Here is a 17,714-nt window from a genome sequence, read left to right on the forward strand (position 1 = left end):
TTAGCCACGGGATTCGTCAAACACGTCGGTGTCGAAGAAAGGAGAAAAGTCGGTCAGATAGGCAATGTCGGGATTGCGTTGACCGATGATTTTTGCGGGCACACCACCGACCACGGTGAAATCCGGGACGTCTTTCGTGACGACCGCGCCGGCCGCGACGACTGCGCCTTTGCCGATCGTCACGCCTGGCAGGATAATGGCGCGCGCGCCCAGCCATGCGTGGTCGTGGATGGTCACGACGCCGCCGATCGACATGAAACCCGGGTGGTTGTGATCGTGATGCAGGCTGAGGAGGCAGCACTGGAACGAGATGTTGACGTTGTTTCCGATCTCGATGCCCGTGCGACCGTCCAGGTAGATCTCACGATTGAGCACGCAGTTGTCGCCGATGCGCACGTTGCAGCGTGTGTGGTACCCGGTGAAGAACTGCCGCATGCTGACGTGCGTTCGTTGGCCGATGACGATACCCAGCACGCGTCGATAGTAGAAGTTGCGGACTCTTTCAATCGGCATGCGCGCAATGAAGTTGTTGCCGATGTAGTACTTGAGCGCGGCCAGAAAAAAATACGTCGACGACGCTAGCAGGCGGGCCTTGATCCTGCTTTTCATGCGGCCTCGGAAGCTTGCATTGGTCATGATGTGAGGGAGCGGTTGATCAGACGGTTGCTGTCGTCGCGCGCCGGAAAGGACGACGACTGCAACCGCCTTTGCGCGATGGCGGAAGGCTAGCTTCGACCGTAGTTGTCGTCGAAGCGGACGATGTCGTCTTCGCCGAGGTAGTCGCCGCTCTGGACTTCGATCATCACGAGGTCGACGACGCCCGGATTGGTCAGACGGTGCTTGTGTCCGGCCGGGATATAGGTCGATTCATTGGTGCGCAGGTAAAACTCCTCATCGTTGTTGACGACGAGGGCCATGCCGCTCACCACGATCCAGTGTTCGCTGCGATGATGATGCAACTGCAGGCTGAGGCTTGCGCCCGGTTTGACCTCGATTCGCTTGATCTTGAAGCGGGTGCTTTCTTCGAGAACCGTATACATGCCCCACGGACGGCCTACCGTTCGATGTACCCGGAAGGTTTCGTGGCCTTGCGACTTGAGGGCCGCGTAGACGTGCCGAACGTCTTGCGCGCGATTGCGATCGGCAATGAGGAGTGCGTCGGGGGTGTCGACGACCAGGAGGTCCTTGACGCCTACGGCGCCGACCAGCCGGTTGTCGCTACGGATGTAGCAATTGCTGACATCGTGGAGCAGCGCTTCGCCGTCCACACGATTGCCGTGGTCGTCCGGTTTCAACAGGTCGCCGAGCGCATTCCACGAACCGATATCGCTCCAGCCGATATCGCAGCGCACGACCTCGACCTTGTCGGAGCGCTCCATCAGCGCGTAGTCGATCGAAATATCGGGCGTGCGATTCAGCAGGTCACCGTTCAGTTCGACCAATGAAACGCCGCCGCCTTCCGACTGACGAGACTGCGCGATGCATGCACGCGTGGCTTCGAGCACGTCGGGGCAATGTTTTGCCATTTCCGCCAGCAGGAATGCGGCGGTAAAGCAGAACATGCCGGAGTTCCACAGGAACGATCCCGACTCGACGTATTGCCTGGCCACGTCCGCCGTCGGCTTTTCCACGAATCGCTTGACCCGCGTGCCGTCTGCCTCGATGTATCCGTATGCGGTTTCCGCAAACGTCGGCGTGATGCCGAAGGTGACCAGCGCACCCTTGAGCGCCAAGGCGGCAGCTTCCTGGACGGCGGTCGCGAAGGCGGCATCGTCTGTCACGAGGTGGTCCGCGGGAAGCACCAGCAGGATTGCATTTTCGCCGAGCGTTGCGGCAACACGCAGCGCGGCGGCGGCGATCGCGACGGCCGTATTGCGGCCGAACGGCTCGAGGATGAACGACGTCGACAGATGCCCGGTATTGACGGTGCTGAATTCGTCGCTTGTCTTGAAGTACAACTCGCGGTTCGTGACGGTCACGACTTCGGTGACGCCCGGAAGCTGGGCGCCGCGCTTGAATGCCTTTTGCAGCAGGCTCTCGCCATCTTCGAGGCGGATGAACGGCTTCGGATGGGATTCGCGCGAAACGGGCCACAGGCGAGAGCCTGCGCCGCCACACAGGATGGTGGGAACTATTTGGGGCTGCGTCGACATGTGCAGAATATCTCCGGTGATTGCTCTATCGCGTCATGATCCGATCGGTCGGCGATCTATCCGCGTGCACGGCCACTGCCACTGATGCAAGGCGGCAGGCGAGCGCGCTGGCATGGATTACAGGACGTCTGCGAATCCCTTTCGGGTCCGCTGGAACCACCAGAATCCGAACCACGCGAGAAGCAGCGATGCGATCATGCAGGTTAGCCAGTTCGTCCAGTCGGGGGGGTGCCCGAAGATCAGCGTGTTGCGTCCCTCTTCGATGATGAACGTAAGGGGGTTGAGTTCGATCCAGGATCGATACTGTGGCGGCAGATTCGACACGGGGTAGAAAACCGGCGACAGGAACATCAGCACTGACGTGATGACACCGGTAATCTGCGAAATGTCTCGAATGTAGACGCCCAAAGCCGACAGAAACCATGCGAGCCCCAGTGAGCCGACGATCAGCGGCAGCATGACGACGGGGAACAGGATGGCGGTCCAGGGCAGCGAGTGGATAAGGATGCACTCGGCGATGATCAGGACCAGCAGGCTGATCGCGCTGTGGAACAGCGCTGACGCGAGCGCGACCACCGGCAGTATCTCGAGCGGGAAAATAACCTTCTTGACGTAGTTGACGTTTGCAAGGATCAACGTCGGCGCCCGGTTGATGCACTCTGCCAGCAGGCTGTGGAGGATCAGGCCGACGAACAGGACGATCGCGAAGCTTGCCTTGTCGTCGCTCGTGGTACCCCACCGCGACTTGAAGATGACGGAGAAGAAGAAGGTGTAGACGACGAGCATCAGCACGGGATTGAAGAACGACCACGCAAGACCCATTGCTGACCCGCGATAGCGCCCGACGACCTCGCGTTGAGTCATTTGCAGAATCAGTCCGCGATTACGGTAAATGCTACGGGCGATCGCCATCGGCGATGCCGGGTGCTTCGAGTTCGGATTCATCAAGTTGCGTGTCGTTGCATTCGGATCGGTGATGGAGCCCCCAACCCCTCGCCCACGTGGCGCAGCCATTGTTGCGGGGTGTCGTGAGTCTGAAAAAGGCGGCAATCCAGTTGGCCGCGACGTTTCAATGTGCTCCCGACTTCAATCCTGAGCGATCGGGCAAACAAGGTGCCATCGCCCGCAACGTATTCTAATGCAGGCCATCCGTCCAGCCCTGGACTGAAGCGCTCTCTGCCTTGATCGGCGGCGCTTGGTGACGCTGGGTTGAGACCGGACCGGTACCGACTGACGACGGCTCGCCCATGGAAACCAAGCATGATCGCCGGAATGCCGATGACGCGCAATAGATGTTAATGTTTTCACATCTTTTAACAACTAGGCGTCCGGCGGGGGATTGACATGCTCAGGCCTCCTGGTGTTTATGAGATACGGCATTCGGCGCCGCGAGAGAGGCGCGTCCTGGAAGGGGCGCGTATCTCGTGCTGGAACCCGTCCGGCCGTGGCTCGCCCTGGTCGCCGATCAGGGCCGAACGCGTTGGGCCGGCACGGATCGAGGGCAGCGGCATTGCACGGCGTCCCGGGACGGGCGCGTCCGGCAAGGGTGCGAGCAGTTAGAATTGCACCCGTATCGCGAGCACGCGGCAGGCATTCCCTGCACGCCTGACAAATGAGTAAGCCCGCTGTCTCCCAGACGGGCCAGCCAACCCATCGCGCTTGCTGCAGTCAAGCGCTTAGCCGAATTCCGGATGAATGTCATAAGCGCCCCACAACGTCAGTCCGATGACGTCGATGGTCTCTCCATTTCCCTGGTCGTATACCGCCCCGATATCGCGCAGCTGCGGCAGACGCTCGACAGCCTCGGCGCAGCGTGCGAGAACCTGCGGGTGGTTTCACCTGAATACCCCGTCGAGCTGTTCCTGGTCGACAACGGCGGACTCTGCGACATTTCGGGGGCGGTCGACCGGCTCAGCGCGCAAGGCGTGGCATGCCGAATATTGACGGGGCATGGCAACGTCGGTTACGGGCGTGGCCACAATCTTGCGATCGAGCATTCCAGCGGGTCGTTGCACTTGATCCTGAATCCGGATATCGATCTGGATCCGCAGGCATTGGTGTTGGCCCGTACGTTTTTCAAATCGCACGCCGATACGGGCTTGATCGCTCCCTGGGTCGGGGACGGAGCAGGCGGGTTTCAGTATCTCTGTCGCCGGTTTCCGTCGATCGTCGACCTGCTGGTTCGCGGCTTCTTGCCGACCTGGGCCAGACGGCCGTTCCGGAAGCGACTTGCCCGCTATGAAATGCGCGATACCATCGACGGCATGTCCGTCGTCTGGGATCCCCCAATCATCAGCGGTTGTTTCATGCTGTTTCGAACGAACGTGCTGAAGACGCTAGGGGGCTTTGACCCTCGTTATTTCCTGTATTTCGAGGACTACGACTTGAGCTTGCGCACCCACAATGTCGCGCGTGTCGCCTATGTCCCGTCCATCCGCGTGATTCATCACGGCGGAGGCGCCTCGCGCAAGGGCTTCGCGCACATTCGGATGTTCGCAGTGTCCGCGCTGAAGTTCTATAGCCGGTTCGGCTGGAGGTTGTGGTGAGCCGCATTGTCGTAACCGGTGCGAACGGTTTCGTCGGCCACGCTGTGTGCCGACTTGCGCTGGCGGCGGGGCATACCGTCACGGCGCTGGTGCGCCGGCCGGGTGGGTGTATCGAGGGCGTGCGAGAGTGGGTGCACGACGCACCTGACTTCGAGGGAGTCGCTGGTGCGTGGCCCGATGATTTGCAGGCCGATTGCGTGATCCATCTGGCCGCGCGGGTACACGTGATGCACGACAAATCCTCCGATCCGGACGCCGCCTTCGATGCGACCAACGTAATGGGCACGTTGCGGGTTGCCGATGCCGCGCGCATGCATGGTGTGCGCCGGTTCGTCTTCGCGAGCAGCATCAAGGTAGTGGGCGAGGGCGATGCGGGCGTACCGCTCGCGGAGGATACCGTCCCGGACCCGCAGGATGCATATGGGCGCTCGAAGCTGCGTGCCGAGCAGCAACTGGCCCGGCTCGGTGAGGCTGGTCTCGAAGTCGTCGTCGTCCGTCCGCCGCTCGTCTACGGGCCGGGGGTACGCGCCAATTTCCTCCGGATGATGGATGCCGTATTCCGCGGCGCGCCATTGCCCTTGGCCGCGATTCCTGCTCGTCGCAGCGTTGTCTATGTCGACAACCTTGCCGATGCCCTGCTGCACTGCGCAATCGATCCGCGTGCGGCGGGCGAGTGCTTCCACGTCGCTGACGACGATGCGCCCTCGGTTGCCGGATTGCTGCGGATGGTCGGTGACGCGCTCGGCAAGCCGGCAAGGCTGTTCCCGGTGCCGGCAGGTGCGTTGCGCGCGCTCGGTCGGCTGACCGGTCGAAGCGCTGTCGTCGATCGCCTGACGGGCAGCCTGCAGCTCGACACGGGGCGCTTGAGGCGGGTACTGAATTGGCATCCGCCCTATACGACGCGGCAGGGCCTCGAGGCAACGGCCGCATGGTATCGTTCGCGCCACTTACAGAAATAGGCAACATGCACTTCACGATTAACACGTGGTTTGCCGCGGTAGCAGTGGCAACGGGCGCGGCCGTCGCCACGACGACGATCCTGCGCGTGCTGCTCGCCACCGGACTGGCGTGGCGACTTGCCACCGACATTCCAAATGAACGCTCGCTGCATACGCGCCCGACGCCGCGCGTCGGTGGCTGGGGCATCGTGCCGGTCTGCGTTGTCGCATTGCTGTGGCTCGCGCCACAGATGTGGTTCATCGCCGTGGCGGCGGCGGGGCTGGCGGCCTTGTCGCAGCTCGACGATCGGCGCGGGCTACCCGCTCGTGTGCGGTTTGCGGCGCATTTGACCGCGGTCGTGGCGCTGATCGTCATCTACCCGGCCGCCGCCCCATGGTGGCTGCTCGTGGGGATTGGTTTCGTGATGGTCTGGCTGACCAATCTCTACAATTTCATGGACGGAGCGGACGGCCTCGCCGGCGGCATGGCGCTGTTCGGCTTCGGAGCCTACGCCGTTGCGGCACTGTCCGGCGCGCAACCGTCCCCGGATCTCGTCGTCGCGGGCGGGGCGATCGCGGGGGCCGCGTTCGGCTTTTTGCTGCTGAACTTCCATCCGGCGCGGCTGTTTCTTGGCGACGCAGGTTCGATCCCTCTCGGATTCATGGCCGGCGCGCTCGGCTATTGGGGCTGGCACGGTGGCATTTGGCCGGTCTGGTTTCCGGCGGCGGTGTTCGCTCCGTTTATTGCCGATGCATCTGTAACGCTTCTGAGACGTTTGTTACGCGGAGAAAAGTTCTGGCAAGCGCACCGGGAGCACTATTATCAGAGGATGGTGCGTTCCGGCATGAGTCACGAGCGTACTGCCGTTTATTGGTACCTCATCATGCTCCTGGGCATCGTCGTCGCTTTCTGGGCGCTCGGTCGTCCTGTCCTGCTGCAATGGTCGGTGTTCCTGGCGTGGTATGGCGTGCTGATGTGTATCGGCGTGGCGATCGACATGCGCTGGCGCCGGCTGCGGACGGTCATTGATAACAATTCGTGAGGTCTCTCGCCGATGTTGCGATCCAAAGCATCATGGCTGTCACTCAGTGCTTTCCTGTTCGATCTGCTGGCGGTTGTCGTCGCGTGGTTGTTCGCCTATCTCGTTCGCTTCAACGGTAGCGTTCCGCCCGATTTCCTGAGGGGCTCGCTGACTGCGCTCGCCTGGGTGCTTCCCGTCTATGCGCTGACGTTCCACCTGTTCGGCCTGTATCGCGGACTGTGGGTGTTCGCGAGCCTGCCGGACCTGGTGCGGATTTCGAAGGCGCTTGCGGGCGGCGGCGTGATTGTGATGATCGGCGCCGTGATGTTCCAGCCGTCGCCGATCATCCCGCGTTCCGTGCTGCTGGTCTCCCCGCTGATGCTGTTCCTGATGATGGGCGGCGCTCGTGCGCTGTATCGCGCGATGAAGGAGTTTTACCTGTACGGCGGCCTCGTCGGGCAGGGCAAGCCGGTGCTCGTGATCGGCGCGGGCACGGCAGGCGCGAACCTGGCGCGCGAATTGTCGCGCTCGGGCGAATGGCGTCTCGTCGGCCTGCTGGATGACGACAAGACGAAGCAGGGCCGCGAAATCTACGGCTACAAGGTGCTCGGCTCGCTCGACGACGTCGCGCACTGGACCGAGGCACTGAAGATCGAATACGCGATCGTGGCGATTCCGTCCGCGTCGGTCGAGGTGCAGCGCCGGACGGCGACCCTCTGCGTGCGCGCCGGCTTGAAAGTGATGGTGCTGCCGTCGCTGACCGCACTGATGCCGGGGCAGGGCTTCCTGTCCCAGATCCGCGAGATCGACCTCGAGGATCTGCTCGGCCGCGACGCCGTGACGATCGACACGCCGCACGTCGAGGCGCTGCTTCGCGGTCGTGTCGTGATGGTGACGGGCGCTGGCGGCTCGATCGGTTCCGAGCTGTGCCGGCAGATCCTGCGTTTCGCGCCAGCGCAACTCGTCGCGTTCGACCTGTCCGAGTACGCGATGTACCGCCTGACCGAGGAACTGCGCGAGCGCTTCCCCGATCAGCCGGTCGTGCCGATCATCGGTGACGCGAAGGACTCCCTGCTGCTCGATCAGGTGATGTCCCGCCACGTACCGCACATCGTGTTCCATGCGGCGGCCTACAAGCACGTGCCGCTGATGGAGGAGCACAACGCATGGCAGGCGCTGCGCAACAACGTGCTCGGCACGTACCGCGTGGCCCGTGCGGCGATCCGCCACGACGTGCGTCACTTCGTGCTGATCTCGACCGACAAGGCGGTCAATCCGACCAACGTGATGGGCGCGAGCAAGCGCCTCGCGGAAATGGCCTGCCAGGCGCTGCAGCAGACGAGCGGGCGCACCCAGTTCGAAACCGTGCGTTTCGGCAACGTGCTGGGCAGCGCGGGCAGCGTGATTCCGAAGTTCCAGCAGCAGATCGCGAAGGGCGGCCCGGTGACGGTCACGCATCCGGAGATCACGCGCTTCTTCATGACGATCCCGGAGGCGTCGCAACTCGTGCTGCAGGCGTCGAGCATGGGGCACGGCGGAGAGATCTTCATTCTCGACATGGGCGAGCCGGTGAAGATCGTCGATCTCGCATGCGACCTGATCCGCCTGTACGGTTTCTCGGAAGATCAGATCCAGATCGAGTTCACCGGGCTGCGGCCCGGCGAGAAGCTCTACGAGGAGCTGCTCGCGGACGACGAGGCGACGACGCGCACCCCGCATCCGAAACTGCGGATCGCGCGTGCGCGGGAAGTACCGGACAATTTCCTCGACGAGCTGCTGCCGTGGCTGATGCAGCATCGTGTCCTGCCCGATGACGAAGTGCGGCGAGACCTGCGGCGCTGGGTGCCGGAATACCAAACGGCCGTTACCCCGACGCTGCAGAGCGTGCCGTCGGTGCGCGTCGTATCGAACGGGTAACTTGGCCGGGCGGCGGTTCGAACCGCATGGTAATGACGAAAAAAACGCCCCGCGGGGCGTTTTTTTGATGAAGCCGGCAGGCCGTTCAGTGGCTGCGCCGCTCCTTCCTCACCACCATCCACCGCGGCACGCGGAACCGCACGATGCTGAGATACAGCCACACGTAGGTCAGCGCGAACAGCAAGACGAACACGAACAGGTGCACCGTGTGCCGCCAGAACAGCGTCGCGGGTATCACCGCGACGAGGCACAGCAGCCACAGGTACGGCGACGTCAGCGAATTGCGGCGCGTGAGGTCGTGCGCGTGTTTCGTGCCGACGGCCCAGCGCATCAGCCGCTTGTATACGAGCATGTGCAGGTGCACGCCGTCCGGAATCCCCGGCGACATCCCGCGAATGAATTTCTTCCGGTAGATCGAGAAGCAGGTCTCGAAGATCGGGTACATGAACAGCAGCACCGGGTACCAGGCCGACACTTCGCGGTTGCGCATCACGAGCATGATCGCGAGTTCCGCGAGCATGAAGCCGATGAAATAGGCGCCGCCGTCGCCGAGGAAGATCAGCCCGGCCGGGAAATTCCACAGGAAGAAGCCGAGCACGGCACCCATCATGATGATCGACGCCGACATGACGACCGGGTCGCGGACCTGGAACGCCACGTAAGCGAGCGATGCGAACATCATGAAGCTGACCATCGACGCGAGCCCGTTGAAGCCGTCGATGATGTTGACCGCGTTCGCGAGCGCCGCGACCGCGAGCACGGTGATGAACGCCGAAATGGCCGCGTAGTGGAGCAGGAAATCGAGCGGCGGCACGCTGATGCGCGTGACCGCGATACCCATCAGCCAGAACGCGAGTGCGGCCGCGCCCATCGTGCAGAGCAGCCGTGCGCGTGGCGACACGCGTTTGGTCAGGTCCTCGACGAGGCCGGACAGAAACGCCGGCAGCCCGCAGGCCGCGATGCCGAGAATACTGCCCGCGATCGTCGGATAGTGCCGGGACAGAATCAGCGCGGCCACGACGACCCCGGCGAGGATCCCGATGCCCCCCACGCGCGGCACGGGCCGCACGTGGAATTTCTGCACGCCGGCCAGGTCGCTGTCGACCGAGAATTTCTCGTGAAGGTGCGCGTAGCGCACGATGAACAGCGTGACGAGCAGGGAGACGATGAAGCCGGACGCGAAGCTGAGCATGGGATCGCTCGAAAAATGGACAGCGGATTATACAAAACCGCGCGGGTTCCCCTCCTGCCATCGCCAGTGGTCGACACACATTTCCTCGATGCCGAGCGTCGCGCGCCAGCCGATGATGTCGGCCGCGGCCTGCGGGTTCGCGTAGCACTCGGCGATGTCGCCCGGGCGGCGCGCGACGAGTTCGTACGGCACCGGGCGGCCCGATGCCTTCTCGAACGCGCGCACGACTTCCAGCACGCTGTAGCCCTGGCCCGTGCCGAGGTTCACGACGAAGCTCGCGTCGCGTTTCGCGAGCGCGTCGAGCGCGGCGATGTGCCCCTTCGCGAGATCGACGACGTGGATGTAGTCGCGCACGCCCGTGCCGTCCGGCGTCGGGTAGTCGGAGCCGAACACGCGCAGTTTTTCCAGCTTGCCGACGGCAACCTGCGCGACATACGGCATCAGGTTGTTCGGGATGCCGGCCGGATCCTCGCCGATCAGCCCGCTCGCATGCGCGCCGACCGGATTGAAGTAGCGCAGCGTCGCGATGCGCCACGTCGGGTCCGACACCTCGAGATCGCGCAGGATCTGCTCGGCGATCAGCTTCGACTGGCCGTAAGGATTCGTCGCGGACAGCGGGAACGACTCGTCGATCGGCGAGCGCTCGGGCACGCCGTACACGGTCGCGGACGAGCTGAACACGAACTGCTTCACGTTGCGCTCGCGCATTACCTTGAGCACGGCGAGCAGGCCGCCGAGGTTGTTCTGGTAGTACTCGAGCGGCTTCTCGACCGATTCGCCGACGGCCTTGAGCGCCGCGAAATGGATCGTGCCGGTGATCGGATGCGCGTCGAACACCTTGGCGAGCGCGGCTTCGTCGCACACGTCGACCTGATGGAACGCGGGCGTCTTGCCGGTGATCCGCTCGATGCGGCGCACGGATTCGGCCTTGCTGTTGACGAGGTTGTCGACGATCACGACATCGTAGCCGTTGTCGAGCAACTCGACGGCCGTGTGCGAGCCGATGTAGCCCGCACCGCCGGTAACGAGGATGGTGCCTTTAGCGGTCATTGCAGATGCGCTCCTTCAGAGGGTGATGCCGGTTAGCGAATGGATGGTTCGCCGGTAGCGTTCGACGACCTGCTGTTCGTCGAATTCCGCCACGACCTTCTGCCGGCCGCGCGCGCCCATCGCGTCGCGTCCGGCCGTTCCGAGTTCGATCATGCGGAGCAGCTGCTCCGCGAGGCTCGCGCTGTCGCGTGCGCGGCACAGGAAGCCCGTGTCGCCGTCGGCGACGACGTCGCGGCAGCCCGGCACGTCGGTCGCGACGATCGGGCGCCCCATCGCCGATGCTTCCATCAGCGTGCGCGGCACGCCTTCGCGGTACGACGGCAGCACGACGCAGTCGGCCGCCGCGATATGGGGGCGCACGTCGTGCGCTTCGCCGAGATACTCGACGACGCCTTCGCCGACCCACGCATCGACATCCGCGCGGCCGATCGCGCTCGGATTGTCGACGCCGAGCGGCCCGAGCAGCTGGAAGCGCGCGTTCGGGAAGCGCTCGCGCACGACGCGCGCAGCCTCCACGTATTCGCGCACGCCCTTGTCCCACAGCAGGCGGCCGATCAGGATGAAGACGGGGGCGCTGCCGGCCGGCAGCGGCACCGGCGCGAACTGTTCGAGATCGACGCCTTCGCCGTGCAGCAGCCGCGCGCGATCGGGATGCGCGAGCAACTGCTCGTCGGTGAAGGTGGCGAGATCGTCGCGGTTCAGGAACCACACTTCACGCGGGAAGCGGAACGCGAACCGGTACAGGCGCTTCGCGACGCTCGCCGCGCGGCTCTTCTGGATGAAGACGTAACCGAGCCCGGTCGTCACCGCGATCGACGGCACGCGCGCGAGCCACGCGGCGACCGAGCCGTAGATGTTCGGCTTGATCGTGTAGTGAAACACGAGATCGGGCCGCAGCGCGCGGTAATGACGGAACAGTGCGGCAAGCGTGCCGAGATCCTCGCGCGGGCTCGTGCCTTTCGACGCGACCGCGAGCGCCACGTAGCGGCAGCCCATCTGCTCGAGCAGGGGCACCGTGCGGTCGTGCGGTGCGATCACGATGACGTCGGCGCCGCGCGCGACGAGCGCACGGATCAGCCCGTGGCGATACGTGTAGATCGCCCAGGCCGTGTTGCAGACGAGCGCGATGCGCAGCGGGGAGGTGGCGGACATGAAAAAAAGAAAAAATAAAGCGTCGAAATGGCCGAAAACGCCGGCAGCGCGTCAGGCGGACGGCCGGGCGGCGAACAGCGTCTGCTTGATCCGCTGCAACGTACGGTACGGCGTCACGAAATGCAGCAGGTTCTTGGCGAGGCCGGCCCAGTCGTACGGGTTCAGCGCGTTGAAGTGGCTCAACAGCAGCGTGAGCGTCGACACCAGCTGGCGCCGGCGCTTGGTCGCACTGATCCCGCCCTCGTTCAGTTCGTAATAGAGGCCGAGTTCCGGCAGGTTCGCGCAATCGTAGCGTTGCATTAACCGCAAAAAAAGATCGAGATCCTCGGCCGCACGGTATTTCGCACGATAGTTCCCCACTTCGCGCACGGCGTCGATGCGCAGCATGACCGACGGATGCACGAGCGGCGAGCGCAGAAAGCGCGTGCGGCGCAGCGTGCGCGGATCGGCGGGTGGCGTCAGCATGAAGCGCGGTTCGCCGGCGCGCGACACGACCTGCGTCCACATGCCGACGCAGGCCACGCGCGGGTGGGCGCCGAGATACGCGCGCTCTTTCGCGAGGCGCTGCGGCGCAGCGAGATCGCCCGCGTCGATGCGCGCCGCGAAGCGGAAGCCGCGCGCGGCGAGCGCGTCGATGCCGGCCGCGAGCGCGCGCTCGATGCCGCCGTTCTCCGGCATGCGCAGCACGTCGATCGTGAGGCCGGGCAGGTCGGGCGCGACGATCGGCGGCGTGCTGCCGTCATCGACGACCAGCACGTGCACGGGCGTGTCCTCGCGAAACGATGCGAGGGTCCGGACGACGTCGTCGTGCCCGTTGTAGGCCGGCATCAGCACGGCCACGTCGTCGAGCGGGGTCGGGCAATCAGGGGACGTCATGGTCGCAGCTTGAAACGGATGTAATAAAAGTTGACGGCGGCGGCGGCCAGATAGCCGGCCGCCAGCCCGACGAGCGCGCCGTACAGGCCGAGCCGCGGGATCGCGAACAGGTTGACGAGCGCGGCGATCGCGAGCGCGAGCAGCCATTTCGACAGCAACACGAATTTTGCTTGATATTTGAGAACGATAAGATTGCCTATCGCCTCGATGCCGGCCGGCACCGACAGCCAGACCGCCCAGCGGAAGATGTCGACCGATGCCTCGTAGCCGCGGCCGAACACCTTGCCGACGATCAGCGGGGCGGCGGCGTCGAGCACGAGCGCGCCGGCCGTCATCAGGCAGGCCGTCATCGCGATCAGCCGGACGATGTTGCGGCGCAGCCGCGCGACGTCCTGCACGCGATAGACGAAGGCGGGCGCGATCGTTTGCGCGAGCATCAGCGCGAGCGTGATCCAGTTCTCGTTGAGCTGCTGCGCGGCCGAGTAGCGGCCGAGATCGGCGAACGACACGTGACGCTCGAGCATCAGGCGGTCGAGCTTCAGGAACAGGTACATGCAGATGAGGCCGAGCCAGAACACGGTGCCGGCCGTCGCAAAGTGCCTGAACAGCGGCTTGTCGAACGTCCAGCCGAGCGAGCCGCCGTTACGATGCCGGTAGTACAGCATCAGCGCGAAACCGATGGCGGCGGCCTCGAGCGCCCACAGCCATGCGAAGCGGGCCGGGCCCGCGGCCGCACGGACGAGCAGCCAGACGAGCAGCGCCTTCGCCAGCGCGGTGACCATGCTGGTGACGAGCTGCGGCTTGCTGTAGGTCATGCTCTGCAGCCACGCGTTGATGACGCCGACGAACGGCTCGCGGAACACCATCGTGACCGCCAGGCCCGCGAGCATCGCACCGACCAGCGGATCGAAGGCGCCCGCGGCGATCGCGATCCAGGTCGCGACGAGCGCGGCGGCGGAGACGGCGATGCGCAGCGCGAATGCGCTGCCGAGTACCGCGCCGAGCTGGGCGGGCGGGCGCTGGACGATGGTCGGGACGAGGATTTCCGCGCCGCACACCCAGGTGAGCGGCGCCAGTACCAGGAGGAGCGTATTCGCATACTGCCATTTGCCGAACACATCCGGCCCGAAATAACGGGCCAGCAGGCCGCTGATCGCGATCGCGACGCCGATCTGCGTGAGCCGTTCGAGCCCCAGCCAGACGAGATTCGCGACGGCCTTCGCGACGTCCGGGTTGCCGAAGCGCTTCAGCATGCGCTGTGGCGGCGTGCGCGCAAGGGGGCCGGCAGGGCGCCCGAAGGCTGCAGGTCGGCGGCGGCGGGACGGCTAGGCATTAAAATGGGCGGCATGCGCGTCATCAAAACCCGCGATTATAAGTGGGATCGGGGTGGCTTCCGCCGTTCTGCGCCAGCGGGTGCGCTCCTCGCCGGGCGGGCATGTATCATGCGCGGCACCGGCGAGCGGCGGCCAGGCAAGCCAGACAATTTTCCATGCACGCAACTGAGAGAAGTGAATCGATGATCTCCCAATCCATCTTCAAGGCATATGACATCCGTGGCGTGGTCGGCAAGACGCTCGACACCGACACGGCGCGCGGGATCGGCCGCGCATTCGGCAGCGAAGTGCGTGCGCAGGGCGGCGATGCGGTCGTCGTCGCGCGCGACGGCCGCCTGTCCGGGCCGGAGCTCGTCGGCGCGCTTGCCGACGGCCTGCGTGCGGCGGGCGTCGACGTCGTCGACGTCGGCATGGTGCCCACGCCGGTCGGCTATTTCGCGGCGAACGTGCCGCTCGCGCTGAAGGGCGGCGAGCGCCTCGTCGATTCGTGCATCGTCGTCACGGGCAGCCACAACCCGCCCGACTACAACGGCTTCAAGATGGTGCTGCGCGGCGCCGCGATCTACGGCGAGCAGATCCAGGCGCTATACCGCCGCATCGTCGACGAGCGCTTCGAAACGGGCAGCGGCTCGTACGAACAGTTCGACGTGGCCGACCAATACATCGCGCGCATCGTCGGCGACATCAAGCCGGCCCGTCCGATGAAGCTCGTCGTCGACGCCGGCAACGGCGTGGCCGGCCCGCTCGCGACGCGCCTGTTCAAGGCGCTCGGCTGCGAGCTCGTCGAGCGCTTCACCGACATCGACGGCACGTTCCCGAACCACCACCCCGATCCCGCCCACCCGGAAAACCTGCAGGACGTGATCCAGGCGCTCAAGGACACCGACGCCGAGATCGGCTTCGCGTTCGACGGCGACGGCGACCGCCTGGGCGTCGTCACGAAGGACGGCCAGATCATCTATCCGGACCGCCAGCTGATGCTGTTCGCGGAAGAAGTGCTGTCGCGCAACCCGGGTGCGCAGATCATCTATGACGTGAAGTGCACGCGCCACCTCGCGCAATGGGTGAAAGCGAAGGGCGGCGAGCCGCTGATGTGGAAGACGGGCCACTCGCTCGTGAAGGCGAAGCTGCGCGAGACGGGTGCGCCGCTCGCCGGTGAAATGAGCGGCCACGTGTTCTTCAAGGATCGCTGGTACGGCTTCGACGACGGCCTCTACACGGGCGCACGCCTGCTCGAGATCCTCGCGAAGACGGCCGACCCGAGCGCGCTGCTCAACAGCCTGCCGGACGCGATGAGCACGCCCGAGCTGCAGCTCTGGCTCGACGAAGGCGAGAACTTCCGCCTGATCGACAAGCTGCAGAAAGAGGCGAAGTTCGACGGCGCCGAGGAAGTCGTGACGATCGACGGCCTGCGTGTCGAGTACCCGGACGGCTTCGGCCTCGCGCGTTCGTCGAACACGACGCCGGTCGTCGTGATGCGTTTCGAGGCCGAGACGCAGGAAGGGCTCGAGCGCATCCAGGAAGACTTCCGCCGCGTGCTGACGGCCGCGAAGCCGGACGTCAAGCTGCCGTTCTGAGTGCCGGTGGCGGCGCGGCCGCCACTGGTGCTAAACGCCCCCAGGGCTGGGTCCGAAAAGCGGCGCGCGCGCATCGCGTGAGGCCGCTTTTCGCGCTGTGTGCGGCTAGACTGCAATTCCAGTCGCAACGGGGCGGGTTTGTCCTTGTGCCGCAAGCATTCGATGTGATTTTGAGGTCCCGGTTTCTGTCTACGGCCAGGCCTGCCTGATCAGATCGAGTGCGTTGCGTTGGGCGTGGTGGCAATGTCGAAGGTCGGCGCCCGGTCCGGGGGGCGACAGATGTGGCGCACGCTGCCGCCCAGCTCAGCCATCAGCGTGGAGAAGCGGTGGACGGGCGTTGCGGTTGACCACCTTGTCTTGCGCTTGCTGTGAACGCTGCGCCGGTGGCACCGGGTTGCATGCGGCCTTGGCTGCTTGCTCGGTGTCGGCGAACGTCAGCTCACGCCGGAGCGTGTTACGAACCTTGCTTCAGATGGTGCGTGACCTGCGAGAACAGCTGCGCGTGTGCGATGAATGCAAAGCTCAACCCAGTGCAATGATCCCGGACAGCTTCGCGTTTCGTGTTGCTGCCCAGACATTGGGTAGTCGAGTGCAGCTTCGCCTGTCGGATGCACACCCAAATCATCGACTTCATTTATATAGGTTCATATCGGATCCAGAATCCAAGCGGGCCAGATAGCGCGCAAATACGGGAAAATCTGTGTATTCGACGAGCCTAAAGGCTTCCGCGCTGGCGTTCATGGCTATTCCGAATATCTGACTCATCCGATCGATGGAATATGCCGATAAGGCGGCTAACGCAGAGACGGGTTTGCGCCCTATCATCACTGCGTTGGTTGGTGCAATCCGGAAATAGCGGAGGATGCTATACAATGTCCTGACCGAACATTCCCACCAGCTGTCAACAGAGCATTGACATATGGAAACCATTGCCGCAGGAATGAGGTTTGATTCGCCATATATAAATCAGGAGACAATCACCGAAGCGACGAGGCGCGTCGACGAGGAGGGCCGACGCCTCGGCGTCGGCGGCGGAGGTCTTCATTTCGATACGAGGCGTTTCGCGCTGACGGTCGAATACATGAAAGCGTTCGAGCTTCACCGAGGGTATTGTGTCGAAATCGGTAGCCTCGAATACTTGAGCTCCAAAGTGATATGGTCGTTCTTTCCAGGCTCAACCGTCCGCGGTACAGAAAGCGATCTGCGATATGATCCGCTTCCTTTTGCCGATAATTCAGTCGACAACGTAATCTGTACCGAAGTCATCGAGCATATTTCGGACATTTCTTATCGGCAGGCTACGACGCTGAACGGAATATTCTTTTTCCTCGATGAGGTTTACAGGGTTCTTCGAGTTGGGGGGCGTGCGCTGATCTCAACTCCGAATGCGACCAGCCTATGGGCAATTCAGCGGGCGATGATGCAACAAGCGCCATTGATGTATGACTGGCACTTCCGTGAATTCACGAAACACGAAATGCGTCAGATCGTTGAATATGCCGGATTTGAGGTCGTTGAACATAACGCCGAGTTTGTATGGCATTTATGGGATTTCAGTCCGGTTGAAGAGTTCATGAGGAACTCAAACTACGAATTGTCCGACCGGGGGGATGATCAGTTCATGATCATCGAGAAGCCGGCCCGGCGAATCCGGAGGCCGCACAATCTCAATCTGCCGTCCGAGAAAATCTGGAAAGAGGGTGGCCTACGGCTGGTCAAGAATCAAATTCGACGGAAGTTATATAACCTCGACCTTAGGCTAAAGCTTGCAGCGAGGCGATTCATTGGGCGTAATTAATTTACGAAACCAAATGTCCGGCGGGGAGAAAATCGGCGTAAGCATCCCGCCGCTCGCCAGTGTCTGATCGGGCCCCTTGATACGGCCACGTCTCGTGATTCAGCACGCAACCGAACGAGACGGTATGCCGAAACGGTTCTGCGGCCGATTGTGGTCAGC

14 protein-coding genes are annotated in these 17,714 nt (G+C 63.6%); 6 read left to right on the plus strand and 8 right to left on the minus strand.

What is annotated here, in order from left to right; translation table 11 throughout:
• The 3 genes from APZ15_RS08105 to APZ15_RS08115 all read right to left on the minus strand — a co-directional run bounded on the left by APZ15_RS08105 (position 1) and on the right by APZ15_RS08115 (position 3,098).
• Entirely contained in the window at positions 1–609 is a 609-nt protein-coding gene (locus APZ15_RS08105; RefSeq protein ID WP_027788186.1) for an acyltransferase, read from the minus strand.
• Between the two features lie 116 nt (positions 610–725).
• Positions 726–2,153 carry a mannose-1-phosphate guanylyltransferase/mannose-6-phosphate isomerase gene (locus APZ15_RS08110; RefSeq protein WP_027788185.1) on the minus strand — a complete coding sequence of 476 codons (1,428 nt, stop codon included), beginning with the start codon at positions 2,151–2,153 and terminating at the stop codon, positions 726–728.
• Positions 2,154–2,270: 117 nt separating this feature from the next.
• Positions 2,271–3,098 carry an ABC transporter permease gene (locus APZ15_RS08115; protein WP_027788184.1) on the minus strand — a complete coding sequence of 276 codons (828 nt, stop codon included), beginning with the start codon at positions 3,096–3,098 and terminating at the stop codon, positions 2,271–2,273.
• 746 nt (positions 3,099–3,844) lie between these two features.
• Between APZ15_RS08115 and APZ15_RS08120 the strand changes: the two genes are divergently transcribed.
• Genes APZ15_RS08120 through APZ15_RS08135 form a run of 4 tightly spaced genes read left to right on the plus strand, consistent with a single transcriptional unit; the run spans position 3,845 to position 8,576 of the window.
• A complete protein-coding gene (locus tag APZ15_RS08120; RefSeq protein WP_027788183.1) occupies positions 3,845–4,699 on the plus strand; it encodes a glycosyltransferase family 2 protein in 855 nt (284 codons plus the stop codon).
• Positions 4,696–5,658 (plus strand): UDP-glucose 4-epimerase family protein, encoded by a 963-nt coding sequence (locus APZ15_RS08125; RefSeq protein ID WP_027788182.1) that lies wholly within the window; start codon positions 4,696–4,698, stop codon positions 5,656–5,658. Before APZ15_RS08120 ends, APZ15_RS08125 begins: the two co-directional genes overlap by 4 nt.
• 5 nt (positions 5,659–5,663) lie before the next feature.
• Positions 5,664–6,680 (plus strand): MraY family glycosyltransferase, encoded by a 1,017-nt coding sequence (locus tag APZ15_RS08130; protein WP_027788181.1) that lies wholly within the window; start codon positions 5,664–5,666, stop codon positions 6,678–6,680.
• A 12-nt stretch (positions 6,681–6,692) separates the two neighbouring features.
• A complete protein-coding gene (locus APZ15_RS08135; protein ID WP_027788180.1) occupies positions 6,693–8,576 on the plus strand; it encodes a polysaccharide biosynthesis protein in 1,884 nt (627 codons plus the stop codon).
• An 85-nt stretch (positions 8,577–8,661) separates the two neighbouring features.
• Here APZ15_RS08135 and APZ15_RS08140 read toward each other — a convergent pair whose 3' ends face one another.
• From APZ15_RS08140 to APZ15_RS08160, 5 genes are read right to left on the minus strand one after another with little or no spacing between them, the layout of a single operon-like run.
• Positions 8,662–9,768 (minus strand): MraY family glycosyltransferase, encoded by a 1,107-nt coding sequence (locus tag APZ15_RS08140; protein ID WP_027788179.1) that lies wholly within the window; start codon positions 9,766–9,768, stop codon positions 8,662–8,664.
• Between the two features lie 27 nt (positions 9,769–9,795).
• A complete protein-coding gene (gene galE / locus APZ15_RS08145) occupies positions 9,796–10,818 on the minus strand; it encodes a UDP-glucose 4-epimerase GalE (RefSeq protein ID WP_027788178.1) in 1,023 nt (340 codons plus the stop codon).
• A 15-nt stretch (positions 10,819–10,833) separates the two neighbouring features.
• Positions 10,834–11,970 (minus strand): glycosyltransferase family 4 protein, encoded by a 1,137-nt coding sequence (locus APZ15_RS08150; RefSeq protein ID WP_027788177.1) that lies wholly within the window; start codon positions 11,968–11,970, stop codon positions 10,834–10,836.
• Between the two features lie 51 nt (positions 11,971–12,021).
• On the minus strand, positions 12,022–12,846 hold the full coding sequence (locus APZ15_RS08155) for a glycosyltransferase (RefSeq protein ID WP_027788176.1): 825 nt from the start codon (positions 12,844–12,846) through the stop codon (positions 12,022–12,024).
• Complete coding sequence (locus APZ15_RS08160) at positions 12,843–14,099, minus strand: lipopolysaccharide biosynthesis protein (protein ID WP_027788175.1); 1,257 nt, start codon at positions 14,097–14,099, stop codon at positions 12,843–12,845. The genes APZ15_RS08155 and APZ15_RS08160 overlap by 4 nt, the downstream gene beginning before the upstream one ends.
• 263 nt (positions 14,100–14,362) lie before the next feature.
• On the opposite strand from APZ15_RS08160, the gene APZ15_RS08165 reads away from it, so the two are divergent.
• Positions 14,363–15,757, plus strand: coding sequence for a phosphomannomutase/phosphoglucomutase (locus APZ15_RS08165; protein WP_027788174.1), 1,395 nt, complete (start codon positions 14,363–14,365; stop codon positions 15,755–15,757).
• 919 nt (positions 15,758–16,676) lie between these two features.
• Positions 16,677–17,555 (plus strand): class I SAM-dependent methyltransferase, encoded by an 879-nt coding sequence (locus tag APZ15_RS08175; protein ID WP_027788173.1) that lies wholly within the window; start codon positions 16,677–16,679, stop codon positions 17,553–17,555.
• Positions 17,556–17,714: the final 159 nt, after the last annotated feature.

This window comes from Burkholderia cepacia ATCC 25416, assembly GCF_001411495.1.
Lineage (GTDB): Bacteria > Pseudomonadota > Gammaproteobacteria > Burkholderiales > Burkholderiaceae > Burkholderia > Burkholderia cepacia.

Bases quoted from the DNA above. Each gene is read 5' to 3' on its own strand.
- APZ15_RS08105 (WP_027788186.1), bottom strand. From the start codon at position 609: ATGAAAAGCAGGATCAAGGCCCGCCTGCTAGCGTCGTCGACGTATTTT.
- APZ15_RS08115 (WP_027788184.1), bottom strand. From the start codon at position 3,098: ATGAATCCGAACTCGAAGCACCCGGCATCGCCGATGGCGATCGCCCGT.
- APZ15_RS08155 (WP_027788176.1), bottom strand. From the start codon at position 12,846: ATGACGTCCCCTGATTGCCCGACCCCGCTCGACGACGTGGCCGTGCTG.
- galE (WP_027788178.1), bottom strand. From the start codon at position 10,818: ATGACCGCTAAAGGCACCATCCTCGTTACCGGCGGTGCGGGCTACATC.
- APZ15_RS08110 (WP_027788185.1), bottom strand. From the start codon at position 2,153: ATGTCGACGCAGCCCCAAATAGTTCCCACCATCCTGTGTGGCGGCGCA.
- APZ15_RS08135 (WP_027788180.1), top strand. From the start codon at position 6,693: ATGTTGCGATCCAAAGCATCATGGCTGTCACTCAGTGCTTTCCTGTTC.
- APZ15_RS08160 (WP_027788175.1), bottom strand. From the start codon at position 14,099: ATGCTGAAGCGCTTCGGCAACCCGGACGTCGCGAAGGCCGTCGCGAAT.
- APZ15_RS08165 (WP_027788174.1), top strand. From the start codon at position 14,363: ATGATCTCCCAATCCATCTTCAAGGCATATGACATCCGTGGCGTGGTC.
- APZ15_RS08120 (WP_027788183.1), top strand. From the start codon at position 3,845: ATGAATGTCATAAGCGCCCCACAACGTCAGTCCGATGACGTCGATGGT.
- APZ15_RS08130 (WP_027788181.1), top strand. From the start codon at position 5,664: ATGCACTTCACGATTAACACGTGGTTTGCCGCGGTAGCAGTGGCAACG.
- APZ15_RS08175 (WP_027788173.1), top strand. From the start codon at position 16,677: ATGGAAACCATTGCCGCAGGAATGAGGTTTGATTCGCCATATATAAAT.
- APZ15_RS08150 (WP_027788177.1), bottom strand. From the start codon at position 11,970: ATGTCCGCCACCTCCCCGCTGCGCATCGCGCTCGTCTGCAACACGGCC.
- APZ15_RS08140 (WP_027788179.1), bottom strand. From the start codon at position 9,768: ATGCTCAGCTTCGCGTCCGGCTTCATCGTCTCCCTGCTCGTCACGCTG.